This is a genomic window from Ensifer sp. BR816 (assembly GCF_000378985.1).
Classification (GTDB): Bacteria; Pseudomonadota; Alphaproteobacteria; order Rhizobiales; family Rhizobiaceae; genus Sinorhizobium.
Genome location: NZ_KB905370.1, coordinates 5813258 through 5834231, shown reverse-complemented (window position 1 = coordinate 5834231; position 20974 = coordinate 5813258). Strand labels below are relative to the sequence as shown.

The following is a 20974-nucleotide window of genomic DNA, read 5'->3' as shown; positions in this document are numbered from 1 at the left end:
TGAGGGTGCAACGGCAAGACGGTGTTTGCGTTAATGCGCGATCGAAGCAGGGACGGGCCGGGCCGGGTGAACGGCCCGGCGACAGGTCAGGCCGCCCTTGCGGTTTCGAGCGACATGGGCCGTTCGAGGACCGTGCCCTCGATTGCGGCAATGGCCTTCATTTTCTGAAGAAGGCTTCTCGACACGTCCCATGCGACGGCAACCGCGTAGACATTGCCGATCCGTTGCGGCTCTGCAATACGTTCGCCCGGGCACCCCATTCGGCGGAACATCCGCTCAAGGAAGACGTCGGTGACGGTAACGATGTGGCTGATGCCGGAGGCAAGCCCAAGTTCGCCGACGCCGCACATGAGTTCGGCGGCCGCGACCGTCACCTGATTCGACGACCGGTCCTGAGAGATGTCCGGATCGATGCAGAATCGGCTCGACTCCCAGACCGATGCGCTGCGGATTTCCGGATTGCCGCCGAGCAGGATCGGGAATGTATCATCCAGCATGTTCGGTCCGAGTGTCGGCAGCAGCCTCAGCGAACCGCGCAGCTTTCCGGTTTCCGGCGAATACGACATCACATAAAGCGGATTGGCCTTGTCGTAGTGGTCGATTTCCCAACTGCCCTCGGTCTTGACGTCCCATTTCAAGAAGTCGTGGAAGACGCGCTTGCGCAGCCGAAACATCTCGTCGATGGCCTGAGGGTGCTGTCCGCGAGCGTTTCCGTTCACTATCCTGATCATCTTTCGCTCCATCTTTTTTGCGAGATGGAGCGATGCTGTCAGGCTCTGCCGACACATGTAACTGTCGGTAGTGACAGCTTCGTTCGGGGAATTTTCCCACAAAATTTGTGGGGCTTTGGGCGGATGAACCGCCCCTGGGTGGTAAATTTACCCGTCAGATGGTGGGGATCAGCGCGTGGCGCACCGCCTGCGCAACGGCTTGCGTGTTGGACACGACGTTGAGCTTGCGGCGCGCGTTGCTCATGAAGAATCGGACCGTGCGTTCGGAAATGCCAAGGATCGTCGCGATTTCCCAATAACTCTTGCCGGCGGCCGACCAGGTCAAGACCTCTGTCTCCCGGCCGGTCAGTCTCGTGTCGCGCTCGTCGATCGCATCCACCATCGTCGCCTGTTCGAGCATCGAGGCATGAAACAAATTGGCGGCCAGCTGGAAGTCACGCAGGTGATGTCGACGATACTCGGACCATTCCACCGCCGACATGTTGGCGCTGATCGCCAGGAGCGCCATGCGGCCGGCCGGTGTAGGCAGCGGCAAAGCGACGCCTTGCGTGGACAAGCCGATGTCCTCGGCAGACCGGAACAGCGGTTCGCATTCCGGAAAGCGATGGCGGGCCGTCGCCCACTCCACAGGCCTCACGCCACCCAACGCAAGCCGAAGGATCGGATCGATCCGGTGAAGACCGCGCGATAGATAGATCTCCTCGGCATAGGCCCCGAAGGTGTGATGCAGGCGGCAGACCTTGAGGCCATCGGCCGTCGGCTCCGCTTCGAGGTAGAGAAGATGCGCAATATCGAACGTGCGACGCATCAAGGCGAAGAATTGCTGCGGCTCCGCGTATCCGCCATATTCCACGATATCTAGCAGATCGAGGACAGCCTGTTGATTAGTCATGCCGTAACACCGATTCATGCCCCTAGAATAAACATGGTTTAGCCTGGCGGTTTTTGTCTAGTGCTATATTTCGTAATCGGTGCAACTCTTTGGACTAATTCAATCCATGATTGCATTTGCGCGACGGTCGGCGAAGGAATCGCCTAAAGCGCGATAGGAAAAGCCACCCCTCAAGCGGGATGGCTTGCCTCCACCACGGCAAGTGCCGCCATGTTGACGACACCGCGGGAGGTTACCGACGGCGAAAGAATATGGGCCGGCAGCGCCGAGCCGAGCAGGATAGGGCCGACATGGAGGCTGTCCGTCATCGTCTTGACGACGCCGAGGGTGATGTTGGCGGCGTCGAGATTGGGGAAGACGAGCAGGTTGGCTTCGCCCTTCAGCGTGCTGTTCGGCATCACCCGCTCGCGCAGCGTTTCGGAGATTGCCGCGTCTCCGTGCATCTCGCCATCGACCTCGAGATCGGGCGCGAGTTCGCGGACAAGCTTGAGCGCGGCGCGCATCTTGGCGGCGCTCTCGGACTCGCGCGATCCGAAGTTCGAATGGGAAACGAGGGCGGCGCGCGGCGTGATTCCGAAGCGACGTATTTCGCCGGCAGCCATCACAGTCGTCTGGGCGATCTCTTCGGCGCTGGGGTTAAAGCTCACATAGGTATCGGTGAAGAAGGTTGCCCCGCGCTGCGAGATCAACAGGCTGAGCGCCGAGAAGTCGAGCACGCCGGGCTTCTTGCCGATGATCTGCGAAACGTCGCGCAGGTGGCGGCTGTAGCGCCCTTCGACGCCGCAGATCAATGCGTCCGCTTCACCGCGCTTGACGGCAAGAGCGCCGATCACGGTCGTGTTGGTACGGACGATCGTGCGGGCAGCTTCCGGGATGACACCGAGACGGCCGACCAGGGTAAAGTATTCGTCGACATAGTCGCGATAGCGCGGGTCGCCTTCCGGATTGACCACCTCGAAGTCGACATCGGGACGAATTCTGAGGCCGTAGCGGCGCAGGCGGGTTTCGATGATCTGCGGACGGCCGATCAGGATCGGCTTCGCGGTGCCTTCTTCCAGGAGTACCTGGGCGGCGCGCAGCACCCTTTCGTCTTCTCCTTCGGCGAAGATGACGCGGTTCTTGGTGGCGTTCTTCGCCGCCGCAAAGACCGGTTTCATGATAAAGCCGGAGCGGAAGACGAAGCGATTGAGCTTGTCGAGATAAGCGTCGAAATCCTGGATCGGACGGGTTGCAACGCCGCTCTCGGCAGCCGCCTTGGCAACGGCAGGCGCGATGCGCAGGATCAACCGTTGGTCGAAAGGCGAGGGGATGAGGTAGTCGGGTCCGAAGACCGGCGTTTCCCCTGAATAGGCACGGGCTGCGACATCCGACGGCTCCTCGCGCGCCAGGCCGGCGATTGCCCGCACCGCCGCCATCTTCATCTCTTCGTTGATGGTGCGCGCGCCGCAATCGAGTGCCCCGCGGAAGATATGCGGGAAGCAGAGAACGTTGTTGACCTGGTTCGGGAAGTCCGACCGGCCGGTGCAGATCATCGCGTCCGGCCGCGCGGCGCGCGCCACTTCCGGCATGATTTCCGGCGTCGGATTGGCGAGCGCCATGATCAGCGGCTTTTCGGCCATCTGGGCGAGCAACTCGGGCTTGAGGACGCCTGCTGCCGAAAGACCCAGGAAGACGTCGGCGCCGCCGATGCTGTCGGCGAGCACGCGATTGGCGCTGTCCTGGGCATAGACGGCCTTCCACTCGTCCATCAGGACCTCACGGCCCTTGTAGACGAGACCTTCGAGGTCGTGGACCCAGATGTTTTCGCGTTTGGCGCCGAGAGTGACGAGAAGGTTGAGGCAGGCAAGGGCTGCGGCGCCGGCGCCGGAGGCGACGATCTTCGCCTTGGCGATATCCTTGCCGGCGAGTTCCAGGCCGTTCAGAACAGCTGCAGCGACGATGATCGCCGTTCCGTGCTGATCGTCGTGGAAGACCGGGATTTCCATCTTCTCGCGCAGGCGCCGTTCCACCTCGAAGCATTCCGGCGCCTTGATGTCCTCGAGGTTGATGCCGCCGAAGGTCGGCTCGAGGGCGGAAACCACATCGACCATGCGCTCGACGGTCGGAGCGTCGATTTCGATATCGAAAACATCGATGCCGGCGAATTTCTTGAAGAGGACGGCTTTTCCTTCCATCACCGGCTTGGAAGCGAGCGGACCGATATTGCCGAGCCCGAGGACGGCGGTACCGTTCGAGACCACGGCGACAAGGTTCGAGCGCGCAGTGAAATCGGCGGCACTTTCGGGATCGTCCTTAATGGCAAGGCAGGGCGCGGCGACTCCCGGCGAGTAGGCCAAGGCCAGGTCACGCTGGTTGCCGAGCGGCTTGGTGGGCTGGATCTCGAGCTTGCCCGGGCGAGGGTAGCGGTGGAAGAAAAGAGCCTGCTGGTCGATGTCTCCGCTTGCCGGAGCCGATTGAGGTTTCGTTTTGTCGCCCGTTGTCATGCCGTCACATCCCTCTTTCTAGATCGGGGCCTTTTGGCATGATTTCCCGCCCGCGTACAGTTTCACCGCGTCGCTTTTCCTCCGCGCGGTCGTGCTCGCGGAATTCCCGTGTCATCTTCCTGAAACACGAGTCTGGTTTTCACAAAGCGATCAATGGCACGAGAAGGCGAGGATCGCATGGTAGCGGCATCGGGATCTCAACAGAATCCGGTACGGAAATTGCGGACGCTGTTCATCTCCGACGTCCATCTGGGCTCGAAGGCGGCGAAGACGGATTATCTGCTCGATTTCCTGCGCCACCATGAAGCCGAGACCATCATTCTTGTCGGCGATATCGTCGACGGCTGGCGGCTGAAGCGCAGTTGGTATTGGCCGCAGAACTGCAACGACGTCGTCCAGAAGCTGTTGCGCAAGGCCCGCAAGGGTTCGCGCATCATCTATATTCCCGGCAATCACGACGAGTTCATGCGGGATTTTCCCGGCGTCCATTTCGGCGGCATCGAGGTTGCGGCGCGCCACATGCACCAGGCAGCGGACGGGCGCAACTACCTCGTGCTGCATGGCGACGAATTCGACATCGTGGTGCGCAATGCGCGCGTCCTCGCTTATCTCGGCGACTGGGCCTACGACATGGCAATCGCCATCAATATCGGACTTGCCGCCGTTCGCCGCCGCCTCGGCATGCCCTATTGGTCGTTTTCGTCCTGGGCGAAGCTGCAGGTCAAGCATGCGGTGAACTTCATCGGAGAGTTCCAGAAAGTCGTCGCGGACGAGGCCCGCCGACACCACGCACAGGGCGTCATCTGTGGCCATATCCACCATGCCGTGATCGAGGATATCGACGAGATCCGCTACATCAATACCGGCGACTGGGTCGAGAGCTGCACGGCGATCGCCGAGCACTTCGATGGCACGATGGAACTGATCACCTGGCATAGCCTGCGCGGCAGCATGCCCGTCGCGGAGACCGCGGCCGATGAACTGCCCGTGACGCTAGCGGCAGTGCAGGCAGCCTGAAGCCGCCGGATCGCTCAGCAAGTGGCTAAAACTAGCGGCTGGCGAGCCGCCGAGCAATCGTGCTAGAGCTTGCGCACAGCCATCAGGTCCTCCCATGATTCCCGCATCCGCGCCCCCCGTATTGGGGCCTCCGCCGCGTCATTTCGCGCTCCGCATCGCGTTGCTCTTCTGCGCGCCGCTGATCGTCAACGGCTTCGCGATGCCGTACTTTCCGGTTTGGCTCAGCAGCTTGTCGATGAGCGATTTCGAGATCGGCGTGGTCCTCGCCGTGCCGATGTTCATCCGCGTTATCACGGCACCACTGGCGGGCGTACTGGCGGATCGGCTTGGCGAACGTACGATCGTCCTGATCTGGTCGGGCTGTCTTTCTCTTGCCCTCGCATTCGTTCTTTTCTTCGCCAGGGACTTCTGGCCGGTGCTGGCGATCTATGCGCTGCAATCGGCCGCCTATTCCCCTTACCTGCCGATCGTCGAGGCCATTGCGCTGTCGGGCGTGCGTCGCTGGGGTTTCGATTATGCGCAGATGCGCGTCTGGGGGTCGATCGCCTTCATCGGCGCGACGATGCTCGGCGGCTGGATGATCGGTCTCATCGGCGGCGGGATGGTGTTGCCGGCGATGGCCGCCGGTTTCGGATTGACCGTTCTCATGGCTTTCGCGGCGCCTCGGATCGGCCGTCCGCGTCGACCTTCGCCGATCACTGCGTTGACCGAGCCGCCGCCGCAATCGTTGCGTCAGCCCGATCTGCAACTGCTGCTGATCGGTGTGACGCTCGTCAACAGCAGCCATGCGATGCTCTTCGCCTTCTCGGCTATCTACTGGCAGCAGATCGGCTACAGCGGCACGCAGATCGGGGCCCTATGGAGTGCCGGGGTGGCGGCGGAAGTGCTGATGTTCTTCTTCGCCAGGACGATCGTCAGGCGCTTCAGTGTCTGGACGATGATTTTCTCCGGCTGTCTCCTAGCGGTGGTGCGCTGGCTGATCTTTCCGATGGACCTGGGTTTTTGGGGCTATTTCGTCCTCCAGTGCTTCCATGCCTTCACCTACGCGATCATGCACACCGGCATGCAGCACAAGCTGGTTGAGCGCGTCGCCGAGGAACAGGAAGCTTCCGCCCAGGGCCTCTATTTCTTCTACACCGGCATCTTCACGGCGATCTTCACGTTTCTGTCGGGTTATTTTTACGCCTGGTTCGGCGTCGCCGGCTTCTATTCGATGTCGGTCGTGGCGCTATGCGGATGCTGCTTCGCCTATGCCGGCTGGTATCTTCAGCCCCACAGGCTCGGCTCAGGCGGGAAGACGAGCGAGGCCTCGTAGCGGAGCCCCGGGCTTCGGTCCTTTGCAAGCAGCAGCGGGCCGTCGAGATCGACGAAGTCGGCGCCCTGCGCGACGAGCATCGCCGGGGCCATGGCGAGCGAACTGCCGACCATACAGCCCAGCATGATCTTCAGGCCGAGGCGCTCGGCCTCTTTGCGCATTCGCAGCGCCTCGGTGAGGCCGCCCGTCTTGTCGAGCTTGATGTTGACCGCGTCGTAGCGCCCGACGAGGGCCTTGAGGTCTGCGGTCGCGTGCACGCTCTCGTCCGCACAGACGGGAACGGAGCGGTCGATATGCGCCAGCGCCGCGTCATATCCTGCCGGCAGCGGTTGCTCGATGAGGGCGATGCCGGCCTCGGCGCAGGCAGCAAAATGGAAGGCGAGGTTTTCCGGCGTCCAGCCTTCGTTGGCATCCAGGATGATCCTGCTTTCCGGTGCGCCTTGCCGCACGGCCTGGATGCGTGACCTATCGTCGGCGGTCCCGACCTTGACCTTCAGGAGAGCACGATGGGCGTATTTTGCCGCCCGGGCCATCATCTCTTCCGGATCGGCGAGCGAGATTGTATAGGCTGTCGTCAGGGCGACCGGTTCGGCTATCCCGGCCAGTGTGGCGGCCGATTTGTTCGCCTGTTTTGCCTCAAGATCCCAGAGCGCGCAGTCGACTGCGTTGCGCGCCGCCCCCGGTTTCATCGCCGGCTGCAGCTCAAGCCGCGTCATGCCGGCTTCAACAAGCGGTCGAACGGCATCGATCTCGCTCAGCACCGATTCGATCGATTCGCCGTAGCGGCCATAGGGCACGCATTCGCCGCGACCGGACGCAGCACCGTCGTCGATGCGGCAGGTCACCACGCTCGCCGTCGTTTTCGAGCCGCGGGATATGGTGAAGGCGCCGGCGATCGGGAAATGTTCGACGGCGGCTGCAAGCGAAATCGGCATCGGTGCTCTCCGACGGGTCGCGCCCCGCGGCTGTGTCTTTTCGGTCGCACAAGGCGTGCAGTACGACCTTGAATTTCTAGGTGATTTTGTCCTGAGATCGAATCTGGTTTAAGAGATTATCGAAAAGCAATCGAAAGACCAAGATCACGTGACGCGCGCGCCATCCCAGAACGCTGCCGACGTCGCCCTCGCCGAGGCAGACGGGGGGGGCGGCCGACGTTACGTGTTCAGCGGCGACTGGCGGCATCAGACGGCAGAAGCCATGGCCGACAAGCTGAAACGGCTCGGGAAGCCGGCCGGCGACCGCAACGAATTCGATTTTTCCGGGATCACGGCGATGGACACGGCAGGCGCCTGGATCATCCGGCGTTTCATGAACGGGATCGGCAGCGAGGACGGGGGAGAGATTCGTTTCCTTGGCGGCGGGGAGCGCTATGTTGAATTGGTGCGCGCATTGCCCGGAGAGTTGCGGCAGCCCGAACGTGCGAAACGAAATGATCCGCTTTTCCAGCGGCTGTTTGCGCCGATCGGCGAAGTGACGGTGTCGATTTGGACCGACACGGTCGCCGCCATGTATATCCTGGGTTCCGCGGTCCGCGGAGCGCAGATGAAGCTCGGGCGCCACGCCGGCGTTTCGCCTGCGGCGATCGTCCACCAGATCGACCGCATGGGCGTGATGGCGACGCCCATCATCACGCTGATGTCCTTTCTGATCGGCGCCATCATCGCGCAGCAGGGGGCATTCCAGCTGCGATCTTTCGGGGCGGAAATCTTTGTTGTCGATCTGGTCGGTATTCTTCAACTGCGCGAAATCGGCGTGCTCCTCACGGCGATCATGATTGCCGGCCGCTCGGGCAGCGCGATCACGGCCGAAATCGGCTCGATGAAGATGCGCGAGGAAGTCGACGCACTCAAGGTCATGGGGTTGAGCCCGGTCGGCGTACTGGTCTTCCCGCGCCTTGTCGCACTGACGATCGCGCTGCCGCTCTTGACCATCATCGCGAACTTCGCCGCGCTCGTCGGAGCGGCGCTCGTTGCCTGGAGCTATTCAGGCATCACGATACCGACGTTCCTCGCTCGACTACAGGAGGCCGTCGATTTCTCCTCAGTGGCGGCCGGCATGATCAAGGCGCCGTTCATGGCGCTCATTATTGGAGTCGTTGCCGCGGTCGAGGGGCTGAAGGTCGGCGGCAGTGCGGAATCGCTCGGTCGGCGTGTGACCTCGTCGGTCGTCAAATCGATCTTCGTCGTCATCCTGATCGACGGATTGTTCGCGATGTTTTATGCGGCGATCGATTTCTGAGGCGGACGGGAAAAATGGTTCAGGCGGTCATGGAAAAGCAACCGGAGCAGGCGACGAGGCGCGAGACCGTCCTTTCCGTGCGCGACCTGACGGTCGGTTTCGGCGACAACATCGTACTCGACAAGCTCAATCTCGATGTGCTGCGCGGAGAAATCCTCGGATTCGTCGGAGCTTCCGGGACCGGCAAGTCGGTTTTGATGCGCACAGTCCTGCGGCTGCTGCCGAAGCGCTCCGGTGCGATCGAGATTCTCGGCGCAGAATACGACAAGGTCAGCGATGAGGAACGCATCGCGCTCGATATGCGGCTTGGTGTTCTCTTCCAGCATGGCGCACTCTTTTCCGCGCTAACCGTGCGAGAGAATATCCAGGTGCCGATGCGCGAATATCTCGATCTTCCGCAAGAGCTCATGGATGAACTCGCGCGCCTGAAGATCGAACTGGTGGGCCTGGCACCGGAAGCGGCGGAAAAATACCCTTCGGAGCTTTCCGGCGGTATGATCAAGCGCGCCGCACTCGCACGCGCGCTGGCGCTCGATCCGGATCTCGTTTTCCTGGACGAGCCGACGTCGGGCCTCGATCCGATCGGTGCGGCGGAGTTCGACGAGTTGATCGCCAAGCTGCGGGACACGCTTGGATTGACCGTGTATATGGTGACGCACGATCTGGACAGCCTGTTCTCGGTTTGCGACCGGATCGCCGTCCTCGGCCAGAAGCGCGTCCTGGTCGAGGGGACCATCGAGGATATGCTTGCCTGCGACGAGCCATGGGTAAAATCCTATTTCCGCGGCAAGCGGGCGAGGGCGATCGTGCGCGAGCACGACTGATCCGGAAAAGTTGGTAAGATAGCTTCGCCGGAAGCCGGTGTCGAAGCGGATGGAAGGGCGGCAAGGGCCGCAAGGGTAGTCGAAGCCGATGGAAACCAAAGCGAACTATGCCATTGTCGGCTTTTTCACGGTGTTCGTGATCGCCGCAGCCTTCGGTTTCGTCTATTGGATGTCGCAATATGGCCGAAGCGGCGAGATGGTCGAACTCGTCGTCAACATTCCGGGCTCTGCCAACGGCCTGTCGGTCGGCTCGCCGGTGCGCTTCAACGGTATCAATGTCGGTACCGTGCGCAGTCTCGCCATCGACGCTAATGACCCGCGCTATTCGATCGCCATCACCGAGGTATCGACCGACGCGCCGGTGCTGGCCTCGACAAAGGCGACGCTGGAAATCCAGGGCTTGACCGGGGCGGCCTATATCGAGCTCAGCGGCGGGCGGAAGGGTGACGAGAACATTCTGAAGACCGCGCTCGAAAAGGGGACGCAGGCGCGTATCCTCGCCGACCAGTCGAGCGTGACGAGCCTGCTTGCGACTGCCGACCAGATTCTTGATCGGGCAAACAATGCCATCGGCGACATTCAGGGGTTCGTCACTGAAGTTCGCGGCCCGTTGACCGCGACAATCGGCAATGCGCAGCGGTTCTCCAAGGCGCTGGCGGACAATTCCGACGCGATCGATCAGTTCCTGAAGAGCGTCGAGGAGTTGTCGGGGTCGGTCAGTGCGGCCTCGAAGAAGCTCGATACCACGCTCGCGAGCGCCGACAGGCTGATCAAGTCGGTGGATCCGAAGAAAATCGACACGATTGTCAGCAATGTTGAAGAGGTGAGCAACGACCTCAAGGCCGCGTCCGGCGGCGTCTCGGAGGCGATCGCCGGATTCAAGCGGACCGTCGAGACTTATGATCAGTTCGGCAAGAACGCACAGCAGACATTGAAGCGCGTCGACGCGCTGGTGGCTGCGGTCGACACCCAGAAGGTCGGGCTGGTCGTCAATGACATCTCCGCGGCGAGCGCCGATGCTCGCAAGGTTGCCGCCCAGGTGTCCGAGTTTGCCAACAAGATCTCCGCCCGCCAGGAGGACATAGACCAGACCATCACCGATTTCACGGAGATGTCGAACAAGCTGAATGCGGCATCGAACAGGGTCGACAGCATTCTTGTAAAGGTCGACGGCTTCCTCGGCGACGCGAATGCGCCGTCGCTTTCGGCAGAGGCCCGTTCGACGCTTGAATCATTCCGACGCATGGCCGACAACCTCAACGCTCAGATCGGTCCCATCGCCGACAACCTGAAGCGGTTCTCCAATTCCGGCTTGCGGGATGTCGAGACGCTCGTCACCGAAACGCGGCGGACGGTGCAGAGCCTGCAGAGTACGATTTCCAATTTCGATCGAAATCCACAGCGCCTGCTATTCGGCGGCGAGACTGTTAAGCAATATGATGGCCGCACGCGCCGGTGATTCGCTGAGCACCGGTCGCGGGCAGGTTGCGTGGGGGCGGGGAGCCGGACGGCGCCGCGTTGTTTGGGGATAATGTGCGTATGGGTTTTCCGGGTCTGGTAGCGTGGCGTGGTACGGGAACGGCCCGGATTGCCGCGGTTCTTTCATTGGCGACGATGCTGGCGGGCTGCGGTACGCGCCAGGCGGTCAACGATACGTTCAGCCTGGCGTCGGTGCCCGTCGTCGAACGTGCGGCAGGAACGAACCGTCAGATCCTCGTGCCGGAGCCGACGGCGCTGAAAACGCTCGGCAGCGACCAGATCGTCGTTCGGCTGTCGAGATCGGAGCTGCAATACCTCGCCGGGGCCCAATGGGGCGACAGCCTGCCGCGCCTCGTGCAGGATCGGCTCGTCCAGACTTTCGACAATACCGGCAGGGTTCGTGGCGTCGGCAAGCCGGGCCAGGGTCTTGCCATCGACTATCAGCTGGTCACCGAACTCCGTGCCTTCGAGATTTCCACCGACGGGCCGGATACGGCGGTCGTCGAGATTTTCGCCAAGATTTTGGATGATCGCACCGGCACCGTGCGCAGGCAGCAGGAATTCCGTGCCGTCGCGCCGGTGCAGGGCGCCGGCAATCCGGCCTTTGTCACAGCCCTCGACGCCGCCTTCGCCAGGGTGGCAGCCGATATCGTCGGCTGGACGCTTCGGTCCATCTAAGCGCAGCCGGAAACTGGGCATTGTCGCATAGGCGAAGTTCACCCGCTGCCGACCTTCGAGAGTGCGATGCGGTTGAGCACTTCGCCGACGCCTGCGACCGACTTTGCCGCTTCCTCTGCGCGTTGAATTTCGTCCTGCGTGGCAACGCTGCCGCCGAGCAGGACCGTGTTGCCACTGCAGGTCACCGTGACGTCGGCCGCGTCAAGCCCCGGCGCAACGGCGAGGCAATGGGCAACCGTTCGCTCCAGCTCCGCCGGATGGTCGGGGGTTTCTCTTTCGGGCTCGTGGCCGAAGAATGTGCGTTTCTTGAATATCATGCGGCGATCACTCCGTCGTTGCGGAGAAAACGCCGTAAGCTGGGATTTGTTCGCGTCTTCGCCCGTGAGGCAATCAGGGCCAGCGAACGACCGGGGGCAGGGACGAGAGGATCGACTCGACGTTGCCGCCGGTCTTGAGGCCGAAGAGGGTGCCGCGATCGTAGAGCAAGTTGAATTCGACGTAGCGGCCGCGACGCACGAGCTGCTCGTCGCGGTCGGCCTCGGTCCATGGCGCGTTGAAATTCGCCCTGACGATTTTTGGATAGACGATGGCGAAGGCCTTGCCGACGTCGCGGGTGAAGGCGAAATCGGCCTGCCAGCCGCCCATGTCCTCGGGCGAGTGCAGCCAGTCGTAGAAGATACCGCCGGTGCCGCGCGGCTCGTTCCTGTGCTTGAGGAAGAAATACTCGTCGCACCATTCTTTGAATTTCGCATGGTCGGCAACCGGATGCCGATTGCAGGTGATCTCCATTGCGCGGTGGAAGACCAAGGTGTCCGGGTCGGTCATGACGCGCCGGCGGTCGAGGACGGGGGTTAGGTCCGCGCCGCCGCCGAACCAGTTGCTGGTGGTCACGACCATGCGCGTATTCATGTGCACGGCCGGCACGTTGGGATTCACCGGATGGGCGATCAGCGAAATGCCGGAGGCCCAGAAGCGCGGATCTTCGCTTGCGCCGGGGATCTGGTTGCGGAACTCGGGGGAAAACTCGCCGAACACGGTCGACGTATGGACGCCGACCTTTTCGAAGACGCGGCCCTCCATCATCGACATGCGCCCGCCGCCGCCGGCGCCTTCTTCGCGAAGCCAATCCTTGCCGACGAAGCGGCCCGGCGGGCGATCCGACAACGGCCCCGTCAGGTCGTCCTCGATCGCCTCGAATGCCGCGCAGATCGAGTCGCGCAGGCTCTCGAACCAAGCCTTCGCCTCGGCCTTTTTGTCTTCGATGTCTGCAGGCAGCTCCTGCGGCAGTTGCGGTCTTTCCATGGGAATTCAGGTTCCAACTTGCGGCATTCCACCGGGAAAGCCGCCGATTCTGTCGCCGTCGTCACACTCCATATTTTTGGGCGAATGGCAACGGCGGCACTTGCTCCGTGACAGTCTACCGCAATGGCAGCCAAGCGCTGGAGCGATGGACTGGCGAAGGGGCAGTGCCCATCCTATCTTTATCATCGGAGGTACAGCCATGGCGAAGATACCCCCAGCACCGCCGCTCGATGGTTTGCGGCGCCAGATCGCCCGGCATCGCCGGGAAAACCCGGCGCGAGGCGGCGGCCTGTTCGTGCGCGAGACCTTTCGTCTCGAACGCAATGCCGCCCGCGCCAAGGCGCGCGAATGGTTCGAGACCTGGCCGAAGGCCGCCTACTGGACGGAAGTCGAGAGCTGGCGCCAGCTCGATGGCGACGAGATCGAGTTCACGATGCGGCGCCTGCCAAGCGCTGACTGAACGACCGCATTCCTTCCCACGGCGAGAACTGCGCTACGGCGCCGGCTTGGAGGAAAGAGGTTCCGCCTCGCGGTTCTCGATTTCATCTCGCCAAGGCCGCGCGGGTGCGCTAGGGAGTTGCTGCAATCGTCTTTGCCGCTATTCCTGCGTGCGTCTCCACCGGCCCCGCCTCATGCCTGTCTTCCGCTCAGTAATCGTCCTATCCGTCACGCAAATCGTCGCCTGGGCCGCGATGTTCATGTTCGTGTCGGTCACGGCAGCCGGAATGGCGGGCGACCTCGGCCTCGAACCGTCGATGATCTATCTCGGTCCGACCATGATGCTGGTGGCAATGGCGCTGTGTTCGCCGCCGCTTGGCGCGCTTTATGAGCGCTTCGGGGCGCGACTGGTGCTTGCGTCCGGTTCGGCGCTGGCGGCACCTGGCTTGTGGCTGCTCGCGAGCGCGCATGGGCCGATCACCTACTTCATCGCCTGGGCTCTTCTCGGTGTCGCCGGGGCCGCAACACTGACGACATCCGCCCATGTCTATCTGACCGAGATTGCCGGCGAGGGCGCCCGCCGCGCGATCGGAGCGCAAATGCTCGCCATGGCGCTCGCCCCAAGTGTTTCTTGGCCCGTCACTGTCTTCCTCGAAGCAACGCTCGGCTGGCGCGGTGCCCTCATGGTTTTCGGCGCGGCGATGCTGCTCGTCTGTTTACCGCTGCATTTCTTTGGCCTTCCGCGAAGCGAAGCGTCCGGCCGCGTGCCTCACGCCGCCGTAGACGAGAAACTGGGGCAGCCGGACGCCCGTCGCGATCGGCGGCGTGTTGGGCTGATAGTGGCGGCAGTTGCGCTCAACGGCTTCGTCACCTGGGGCTTCCAGCTCGTCGTCATCGATCTTTTCCGCAGCTATGCAGTGCCGGACTCTGTTGCTGTCGGTTTCGGATCGGCGATCGGTTTCATCCAGCTCTCGGCGCGGCTCTTCGACTTCCTCGGCGGCAATCGCTGGGATGGGCTGACGACTGGGGTCGTTGCGGCGGCGATCATGCCGCTGGCGCTGCTCGCCCTGATCCTCGGCGAGGGCACCGTGTGGTCGATCATCATTTTCCTCGTGCTCTACGGCCTATCGAGCGGCGCCATGTCGGTCAGCCGAGCGACGATGCCGCTTGTCTTCTTCTCTTCGGCACAATACGCGTTGGTGATGGCGCGCCTCGGACTGCCGCTCAACCTCGCCTTCGCCGCGGCTCCCCCATTCTTCTCGTTCGTCCTCGGCGCCGCGGGCAATGGCTGGGCGGTCTCGATAGCGCTGCTCTGCTCCGCAGGCACGTTGACGAGCATGATCTTGCTCAACCGGTTGAGACCAAGAGCCGCTCAGGCTCCGGGCGCGTTTTCCGCGTCATCCACGCAGTCGGAAGGATCCATCAAACGTGGTCCGGTCCCTTCGGATCCAAGTACGTCATAGGGATTGCGCAAAGGGCAGTCGCGCATCGACAGGCAGCCGCAGCCGATGCAGCCGGTCAACTGATCGCGTAGCGAGGTCAACTTGGCGATGCGATCGTCGAGTTGTTGCCGCCAGGTCTCGGAAAGCCGTCCCCAGTCCTCAACGGTCAACGGCCGATCATCAGGTAGCACGGACAGGGCCGATTGAATTTCCGCAAGCGGGATACCGGTGCGCTGGGCGACCTTGATGACGGCGACCCGTCTCAGAATGGAGCGGGGATATCGCCGCTGGTTGCCACGGCTGCGGTTGCTGCGTATCAGCCCCTTCGTTTCGTAGAAATGAAGCGTCGAGACCGCGATGCCGCTGCGTTCGGCGACCTCGCCGACCGTGAGTTCGCGCTTGAAATCGCTGCAGCTGTCTTTTTGCATGGGTGCTATTGACCTCAACTATAGTTGAGGTTCTATAGCATGAGCTCCCTGTTACCGACAACTAGGAGCTGATTCCGCATGACAGAGAAGATGACCCTCGCCCTGATCTATGGCAGCGCGCGCCAGGGCCGGTTCTGCGATACCGTCGCCAGCTGGCTCATCCGCGAGCTTTCGACATCCGAGATCTTCAGCCTGACGATCATTGATCCATTGCGGTTGAAGAGCTCTCGCAGCGAGAAATCCGCCGATCCGGCCGAGTGGATGGAGCGAAAGGTTGCCGAGGCGGACGCTTTCATCGTCATCACGCCGGAATACAATCACGGCTATCCCGCGGCGCTGAAGGAGATGATCGACGCCGTTTATGAACCCTGGCACGCCAAGCCGGTGGCCTTTGTCTCCTATGGTGGTGCATCCGGCGGCATCCGGGCGGTCGAGCAATTGCGCCAGGTCTTCGGAGAACTGCATGCGGTGACGCTCAGGGACGGAGTGGCGCTGCCGAAGGCGTGGTCGAAATTCGACGCGGCAGGGAATCTCTACAAGCCCGAAGAGCTGCGTACGCCGCTGTTCCTGATGATGGACCGGCTCACCTGGTGGGCGCGGACATTGAAGTATGCGCGCAAGGCTACGCCCTATAACGAGATCGCCGCATGAAGGGCGAGGCATCTCCCAACGAGATAGGACGCCGCAAGGCACTCTTTGACGTCTCAGAACGCGCCGGTCTGACGCATCGCTTCGCCGACGACCATCGCAGTCGCCATGGCGATGTTGAGCGATCGCTGGCCGGGTGCCATCGGAATGACGATGCGGGCGTCGGCACGGTCATGCACATGATCGGGCACGCCGGCGCTTTCCCGGCCGAAGAGAAGAATGTCGTCAGCCTGGAAGGCGAACCGTGTGTAGGGCTCGGCGGCCCTGGTGGAAGCGAGCACCAGCCGCCGGCCGGTATCCGCGCGCCACGCTTCGAAGCGCTCCCAGCTGACATGGCGGGTCAGCGTGACGGCCGCGATGTAGTCCATTCCAGCGCGCTTGAGGTTGCGGTCGGAAAGGTCGAAACCCGCCGGCTCGATGATGTCGACGGAAACGCCGAGGCAGGCCGCGAGACGAAGGATTGTTCCGGTATTGCCGGGAATGTCCGGCTGGTAAAGGGCGATGCGGAGGTCGTTCATGAGCCTGTACCGAAGACGCAAACTGCTGAGACGCGAAAATATGGACGCCCGTATGGCACCAAATTGCTTTGCGATCTACTCGCAGGGCGGGAACGGGGGATCGCGTGCCGAGCAGCTGATTTTCCCTTCGCTAATTTGTGCCGTATCGGCAACAGGCGGGGCGTCGGCAATAAAATCCGTAACAAAACGCCTGCGACAATCTGGCGCGGCAGCGCAAATAGGGGTAAAGGTCAATCCTCTTCAACGCGAACCGACGGAGGCATGCATGACTGTGATGATGTTGACACGCCTCCCACGAGTAGCCTGGCATTTCCAGGCCTGACCGGCTCCGCGACCTTTCCTTCTCAAGAACGAATGACGCGTGCTCCGGTTTTCCGGAGAGCAATGGCCCACTCGGGGCGTCATTTCCGGACTGTATTTTCTCAAAGATAAAGAATGCGGGGCGACCCGCCTTCCTTCAAAATGTCTGAAGGAGCTAACGAATGTTCGGCTGGTTTGAATCCCGCCTCAATCCGTACCCGATGGAAGAACCTACGCTTCCACCGAAGGGCCTCTTTGCCTTCTGCTGGCACTACACAAAGCCTGCCGCGCCATGGCTCCTCATCATGGCGATCTGCACGATGCTCATCGCCATCGGCGAGGTGGCGCTGTTCCAGTTCCTCGGTAACGTCGTCGATTGGCTGTCCAAGGCCGAGCGCGAAACCTTTCTCGCCGCCGAGGGGAGCAGACTTGCCTGGATGGGAGCCTTGATCCTCATCGGCTTGCCGGCCCTCGTGGCGATCGATTCCTTCATCATGCATCAGGTGCTGCTCGGCAATTATCCGATGATCGCCCGCTGGCAGATGCACCGGTATCTGCTCCGGCAGAGCATGACCTTCTTCGCCAACGAGTTCGCCGGACGGGTGGCCACGAAGGTGATGCAGACGTCACTTGCCGTGCGCGAAACCGTGATGAAGATCCTCGACGTCTTCGTCTATGTGGTGAGTTATTTCACGACGATGCTGGTCGTCGTCGCGGCGGCCGACTGGCGTCTTGTTACGCCGCTCGCCGTCTGGCTCGCCATCTACATCGTCATCGTCAGCACCTTCGTGCCGCGCTTGCAGAAGATTTCCAAGGCACAGGCCGATGCGCGTTCGATGATGACGGGACGCATCGTCGACAGCTACACCAATATCAGCACGGTAAAACTCTTCTCGCATGCGGGGCGGGAGGAGACCTATGCGCGCGCCGGGATGGAGGAATTTCTCGACACCGTCTACCGGCAGATGCGCAAGGTCACGCTGTTCCACATATGCGTCTACACGAACAACTGCGTGGCGCTCTTCGCCGTCGGGGCGCTCGGGATCTACCTGTGGCTGACCAGCGCGATCTCGGTCGGTGCGATCGCCGTTGCGATCGGTCTTGCCATGCGCATCAACGGCATGTCGCAGTGGATTATGTGGGAAGTCTCGGCGCTGTTCGAGAATATCGGCACGGTCTATGACGGCATGGGCATGATGACGAAGGTGCACGACATCGTCGATCAGCCGAATGCCGTGGCGCTGACGGCCGACAAGGGGGCGATCCGCTTCGAGGATATCCGCTTCCACTACGGCAAGGCAAAAGGCGTCATCGACCGGCTGTCGCTTGATATCCGTCCCGGCGAAAAGATCGGCCTCGTCGGCCGCTCCGGTGCAGGCAAGACGACGCTGATGAACCTGCTCCTGCGTTTCTATGATCTGGAGGACGGTGTCATCCGAATCGACGGGAAGGATATCTCAGCGGTCACCCAGGACAGCCTGCGCGCGCAGATCGGCGTCGTCACGCAGGACACGTCGCTTCTGCACCGCTCCATTCGCGACAACATCGCCTATGGACACCCGGAGGCGACCGACGCGCAGGTCCTCGCCGCCGCCAGGAAGGCGAACGCCTGGGAATTCATCCAGGCGCTCGAGGACAACCTCGGCAGGCAAGGGCTCGACGCACAGGTCGGCGAACGTGGGGTGAAGCTTTCCGGCGGCCAGCGGCAGAGAATTGCGATCGCCCGGGTGTTCCTCAAGGACGCGCCGATCCTCATTCTCGACGAGGCAACCTCGGCGCTCGACTCCGAGGTCGAGGCGGCGATCCAGGAGAATCTTTTCGCCCTAATGGCCGGCAAGACGGTGATCGCCATCGCTCACCGCCTGTCGACGCTCACCGAAATGGACCGGCTGGTGGTTCTCGAAGCCGGGCGGATCGTCGAGACCGGCTCGCATGCCGAACTCGTCGCAAAGGGCGGGCTCTACGCCGACCTCTGGTCGCGCCAGTCCGGCGGCTTCATCGCCGACGACGTCGAAAAAGAGGAGGCGGCGGAGTAATCCGCCGCCTTTGGCTTCCCTCAAGTCGAAAGCTTACGCATTTGTAATCAGTCCGGCGCCGGAAAGCGATTGCCGTCCGCCCTCAGCCCCCTATTATCGGAACAATGCTGCGCGCCATCGTCACCACCTTCGAGAACTGGATCAAACCCTTCGCGCCGCGCGTTCGGCTGCAGCCGCCAAGGTCGCTCTGGGGCTTCGCCTGGTTCTATGCAAGCCAGGCGAAAGGTCCTTTCCTCGCCATGGCGGCGCTCGGCGGGCTGGTGGCGATGCTCGAGGCGGGGCTCTTCTATTTCGTCGGCCGGATTGTCGACGTCCTCGATACCATCCGGCCGCAGGATGGCTGGAGCGGGCTGATTTCTTCCAACGGCCCGGAACTGCTCTTCATGCTCTTGACGGTGCTGGTGTTCCGCTTCCTGGCGGTGGCGCTTGCGGCGTTGGTCGAGGAGCAGGCGATCATCACCGGCTTTCTCAATCTGGTCCGCTGGCAGTCCTATGTCCATGTTGCCCGACAATCGCTGACCTTCTTCCAGAACGACTTTTCCGGGCGCATCGTCACCAAGGTCTGGTCGGGTGCGCAAGCAACGAGCGACCTGATCGTATCCTTGCTGCAGGTCATCTGGTTTATCGTCATCTATACGGCGTCGACCATGGCGCTGATCGCCCAGCTCGACTGGCGGCTGGCGGCGATGGTGGCCTTTTGGATCGTGGTCTTCCTTGCAGTTGCCCGGTATTTCGTGCCGCGCGTGCGCAAGCATGCCCGGGAGACTGCGGAGATGGCGTCGATGCTCAACGGCCGCATGGTCGATGCCTATTCGAACATACAGACGCTCAAACTCTTTGGCAGCGACGAGGAGAATGATCGCTATATCCGCGCGGGTTTCGACCGCTTCCAGGGCGCGGTCATCCCATTTACCCGACTTTTGACGGGTGTGCGGGCCTCGCAGGCGCTGCTTTCGGGCCTGATGATCACCGCGATCGCAGTCTATTCGGTTCACCTATGGCTTGCAGGCTCGGTCAGTTCAGGGGCGGTGGCCTTTACGCTGGCACTGGTGCTGCGGCTCAACATGCTGCTCGGGCGGATGATGTCGCAGTTCAACGCCATCATGCGCAATATCGGCACGATCCAGAATTCGGCCGAGCTCGTCTCGCAACCGATCGGCCTCGTCGATCGGCTTGGCGCGCCCGAACTGAAGGTCAACCGGCCTGAGATCCGTTTCGAGCAGGTGGCGTTTCACTACGGCAAGGGTGGCGGCGTCATCGACGATTTCTCGCTGACCATCCGTCCCGGCGAAAAGGTCGGCATCGTCGGTCGTTCGGGCGCCGGCAAGTCGACGCTCGTCAATCTGCTGCTCCGCTTCTATGACCTTGAGGGAGGCCGCATCCTGATCGACGGGCAGGATATCGCCGCAGTCCGACAGGAATCGCTACGCGCCCGGATCGGCATGGTCAGCCAGGACACCTCGCTTCTGCATCGGTCGATCCGAGACAATATTCTTTTCGGGAGGCCGGGTGCCACTGACGACCAGTTGATCGAAGCGGCGCGCAAAGCGGAAGCCTATGAATTCATCATCAATCTGCAGGACCAGCGCGGTCGCACGGGCTTCGAAGCCCATGTCGGGGAGCGGGGCGTTAAGCTCTCCGGCGGTCAGCGGCAGAGGATCGCAATCGCCCGCGTGATGCTCAAGGACGCGCCGATCCTCGTTCTCGATGAAGCAACCTCGGCGCTCGACTCCGAGGTGGAGGCGGCGATCCAGTCGAATCTGGAGCGTCTGATGCAGGGCAAGACGGTGCTCGCCATCGCTCACAGGTTGTCGACCATCGCGGCGCTTGACCGCCTGGTCGTGATGGACCGCGGACGCATCGTCGAGGATGGCAGCCACGCGGAGTTGGTCGCGCGTGGAGGTCTTTATGCGGAGCTTTGGGCGCGCCAATCGGGTGGCTTCATCGCGCAGGAGGAGGCGGCGGAATAGAGGGCTCGAACGCAGTCCTCGACCGGGCCAAGCCCTTGTCCTCATTGGCCGCCCCTGTTCCCCGCGACAATCTGCCCACCTTGTCTTGTGAAGGCTGGACATAATTCGCGATCAAGCATAGAACGCGCCGGATTGCTGGGGATTCTGCGTGCAGGATTCTCCGGAGTCTGGCACTTGCTTCAAAGCTTGCCCTGGCAAGCGGGGCAGGGTGCCAGCATGAGGACAGGGTGCGCTC

General features: G+C 62.1%; 19 protein-coding genes. 11 read left to right on the top strand and 8 right to left on the bottom strand.

Annotated features, from left to right (window positions below; all coding sequences use genetic code 11):
• Positions 1-86 precede the first annotated feature (86 nt).
• The 3 genes from RHIBR816_RS0128120 to RHIBR816_RS0128110 all read right to left on the bottom strand — a co-directional run bounded on the left by RHIBR816_RS0128120 (position 87) and on the right by RHIBR816_RS0128110 (position 4106).
• Entirely contained in the window at positions 87-731 is a 645-nt protein-coding gene (locus RHIBR816_RS0128120) for an acyl-homoserine-lactone synthase (RefSeq protein ID WP_026187516.1), read from the bottom strand.
• Between the two features lie 154 nt (positions 732-885).
• Positions 886-1623, bottom strand: coding sequence for an autoinducer binding domain-containing protein (locus RHIBR816_RS0128115; protein ID WP_018239916.1), 738 nt, complete (start codon positions 1621-1623; stop codon positions 886-888).
• A 170-nt stretch (positions 1624-1793) separates the two neighbouring features.
• Positions 1794-4106 (bottom strand): NADP-dependent malic enzyme, encoded by a 2313-nt coding sequence (locus RHIBR816_RS0128110; protein ID WP_018239915.1) that lies wholly within the window; start codon positions 4104-4106, stop codon positions 1794-1796.
• A gap of 177 nt (positions 4107-4283) precedes the next feature.
• On the opposite strand from RHIBR816_RS0128110, the gene RHIBR816_RS0128105 reads away from it, so the two are divergent.
• On the top strand, positions 4284-5123 hold the full coding sequence (locus RHIBR816_RS0128105; protein ID WP_026187515.1) for a UDP-2,3-diacylglucosamine diphosphatase: 840 nt from the start codon (positions 4284-4286) through the stop codon (positions 5121-5123).
• A gap of 94 nt (positions 5124-5217) precedes the next feature.
• Positions 5218-6438, top strand: coding sequence for an MFS transporter (locus tag RHIBR816_RS0128100; protein WP_026187514.1), 1221 nt, complete (start codon positions 5218-5220; stop codon positions 6436-6438).
• Here the strand turns inward: RHIBR816_RS0128100 and dgcA are convergent.
• A complete protein-coding gene (gene dgcA / locus RHIBR816_RS0128095) occupies positions 6390-7373 on the bottom strand; it encodes an N-acetyl-D-Glu racemase DgcA (RefSeq protein ID WP_018239912.1) in 984 nt (327 codons plus the stop codon). The two genes, RHIBR816_RS0128100 and dgcA, sit on opposite strands and share 49 nt — an antisense overlap.
• A gap of 148 nt (positions 7374-7521) precedes the next feature.
• On the opposite strand from dgcA, the gene RHIBR816_RS0128090 reads away from it, so the two are divergent.
• The 4 genes from RHIBR816_RS0128090 to RHIBR816_RS0128075 all read left to right on the top strand — a co-directional run bounded on the left by RHIBR816_RS0128090 (position 7522) and on the right by RHIBR816_RS0128075 (position 11657).
• Positions 7522-8676 (top strand): ABC transporter permease, encoded by a 1155-nt coding sequence (locus RHIBR816_RS0128090; protein ID WP_018239911.1) that lies wholly within the window; start codon positions 7522-7524, stop codon positions 8674-8676.
• 14 nt (positions 8677-8690) lie between these two features.
• A complete protein-coding gene (locus tag RHIBR816_RS0128085) occupies positions 8691-9500 on the top strand; it encodes an ABC transporter ATP-binding protein (RefSeq protein WP_018239910.1) in 810 nt (269 codons plus the stop codon).
• A gap of 88 nt (positions 9501-9588) precedes the next feature.
• The gene (locus RHIBR816_RS0128080) at positions 9589-10959 is read left to right on the top strand and encodes an MlaD family protein (protein WP_018239909.1); all 1371 of its coding nucleotides are present in this window, start codon (positions 9589-9591) and stop codon (positions 10957-10959) included.
• An 80-nt stretch (positions 10960-11039) separates the two neighbouring features.
• The gene (locus tag RHIBR816_RS0128075; RefSeq protein WP_026187513.1) at positions 11040-11657 is read left to right on the top strand and encodes an ABC-type transport auxiliary lipoprotein family protein; all 618 of its coding nucleotides are present in this window, start codon (positions 11040-11042) and stop codon (positions 11655-11657) included.
• Positions 11658-11695: 38 nt separating this feature from the next.
• Here the strand turns inward: RHIBR816_RS0128075 and RHIBR816_RS0128070 are convergent, their stop codons facing one another.
• Both RHIBR816_RS0128070 and hemF read right to left on the bottom strand, forming a co-directional pair.
• On the bottom strand, positions 11696-11974 hold the full coding sequence (locus RHIBR816_RS0128070; RefSeq protein ID WP_018239907.1) for a BON domain-containing protein: 279 nt from the start codon (positions 11972-11974) through the stop codon (positions 11696-11698).
• 73 nt (positions 11975-12047) lie between these two features.
• On the bottom strand, positions 12048-12959 hold the full coding sequence (gene hemF / locus RHIBR816_RS0128065; protein WP_018239906.1) for an oxygen-dependent coproporphyrinogen oxidase: 912 nt from the start codon (positions 12957-12959) through the stop codon (positions 12048-12050).
• Between the two features lie 199 nt (positions 12960-13158).
• Here hemF and RHIBR816_RS0128060 point away from each other — a divergent pair, with 199 nt between their 5' ends.
• Together RHIBR816_RS0128060 and RHIBR816_RS0128055 are read left to right on the top strand one after the other, a co-directional pair.
• A complete protein-coding gene (locus tag RHIBR816_RS0128060) occupies positions 13159-13419 on the top strand; it encodes a hypothetical protein (RefSeq protein ID WP_018239905.1) in 261 nt (86 codons plus the stop codon).
• Between the two features lie 172 nt (positions 13420-13591).
• Entirely contained in the window at positions 13592-14860 is a 1269-nt protein-coding gene (locus tag RHIBR816_RS0128055; RefSeq protein WP_026187512.1) for an MFS transporter, read from the top strand.
• Here RHIBR816_RS0128055 and soxR read toward each other — a convergent pair.
• Positions 14770-15267 carry a redox-sensitive transcriptional activator SoxR gene (gene soxR / locus RHIBR816_RS0128050; RefSeq protein ID WP_026187511.1) on the bottom strand — a complete coding sequence of 166 codons (498 nt, stop codon included), beginning with the start codon at positions 15265-15267 and terminating at the stop codon, positions 14770-14772. The genes RHIBR816_RS0128055 and soxR overlap by 91 nt on opposite strands.
• 78 nt (positions 15268-15345) lie before the next feature.
• Between soxR and RHIBR816_RS0128045 the strand changes: the two genes are divergently transcribed.
• A complete protein-coding gene (locus RHIBR816_RS0128045) occupies positions 15346-15918 on the top strand; it encodes an NADPH-dependent FMN reductase (protein ID WP_018239902.1) in 573 nt (190 codons plus the stop codon).
• 53 nt (positions 15919-15971) lie between these two features.
• Here the strand turns inward: RHIBR816_RS0128045 and RHIBR816_RS0128040 are convergent, their stop codons facing one another.
• On the bottom strand, positions 15972-16433 hold the full coding sequence (locus RHIBR816_RS0128040; protein ID WP_018239901.1) for a tRNA (cytidine(34)-2'-O)-methyltransferase: 462 nt from the start codon (positions 16431-16433) through the stop codon (positions 15972-15974).
• 482 nt (positions 16434-16915) lie between these two features.
• On the opposite strand from RHIBR816_RS0128040, the gene RHIBR816_RS0128035 reads away from it, so the two are divergent.
• A complete protein-coding gene (locus RHIBR816_RS0128035; RefSeq protein ID WP_018239900.1) occupies positions 16916-18769 on the top strand; it encodes an ABC transporter ATP-binding protein in 1854 nt (617 codons plus the stop codon).
• Positions 18770-18873: 104 nt separating this feature from the next.
• Positions 18874-20739, top strand: a complete 1866-nt coding sequence (locus tag RHIBR816_RS0128030) for an ABC transporter ATP-binding protein (protein WP_018239899.1) — start codon at positions 18874-18876, stop codon at positions 20737-20739.
• Positions 20740-20974 lie beyond the last annotated feature (235 nt).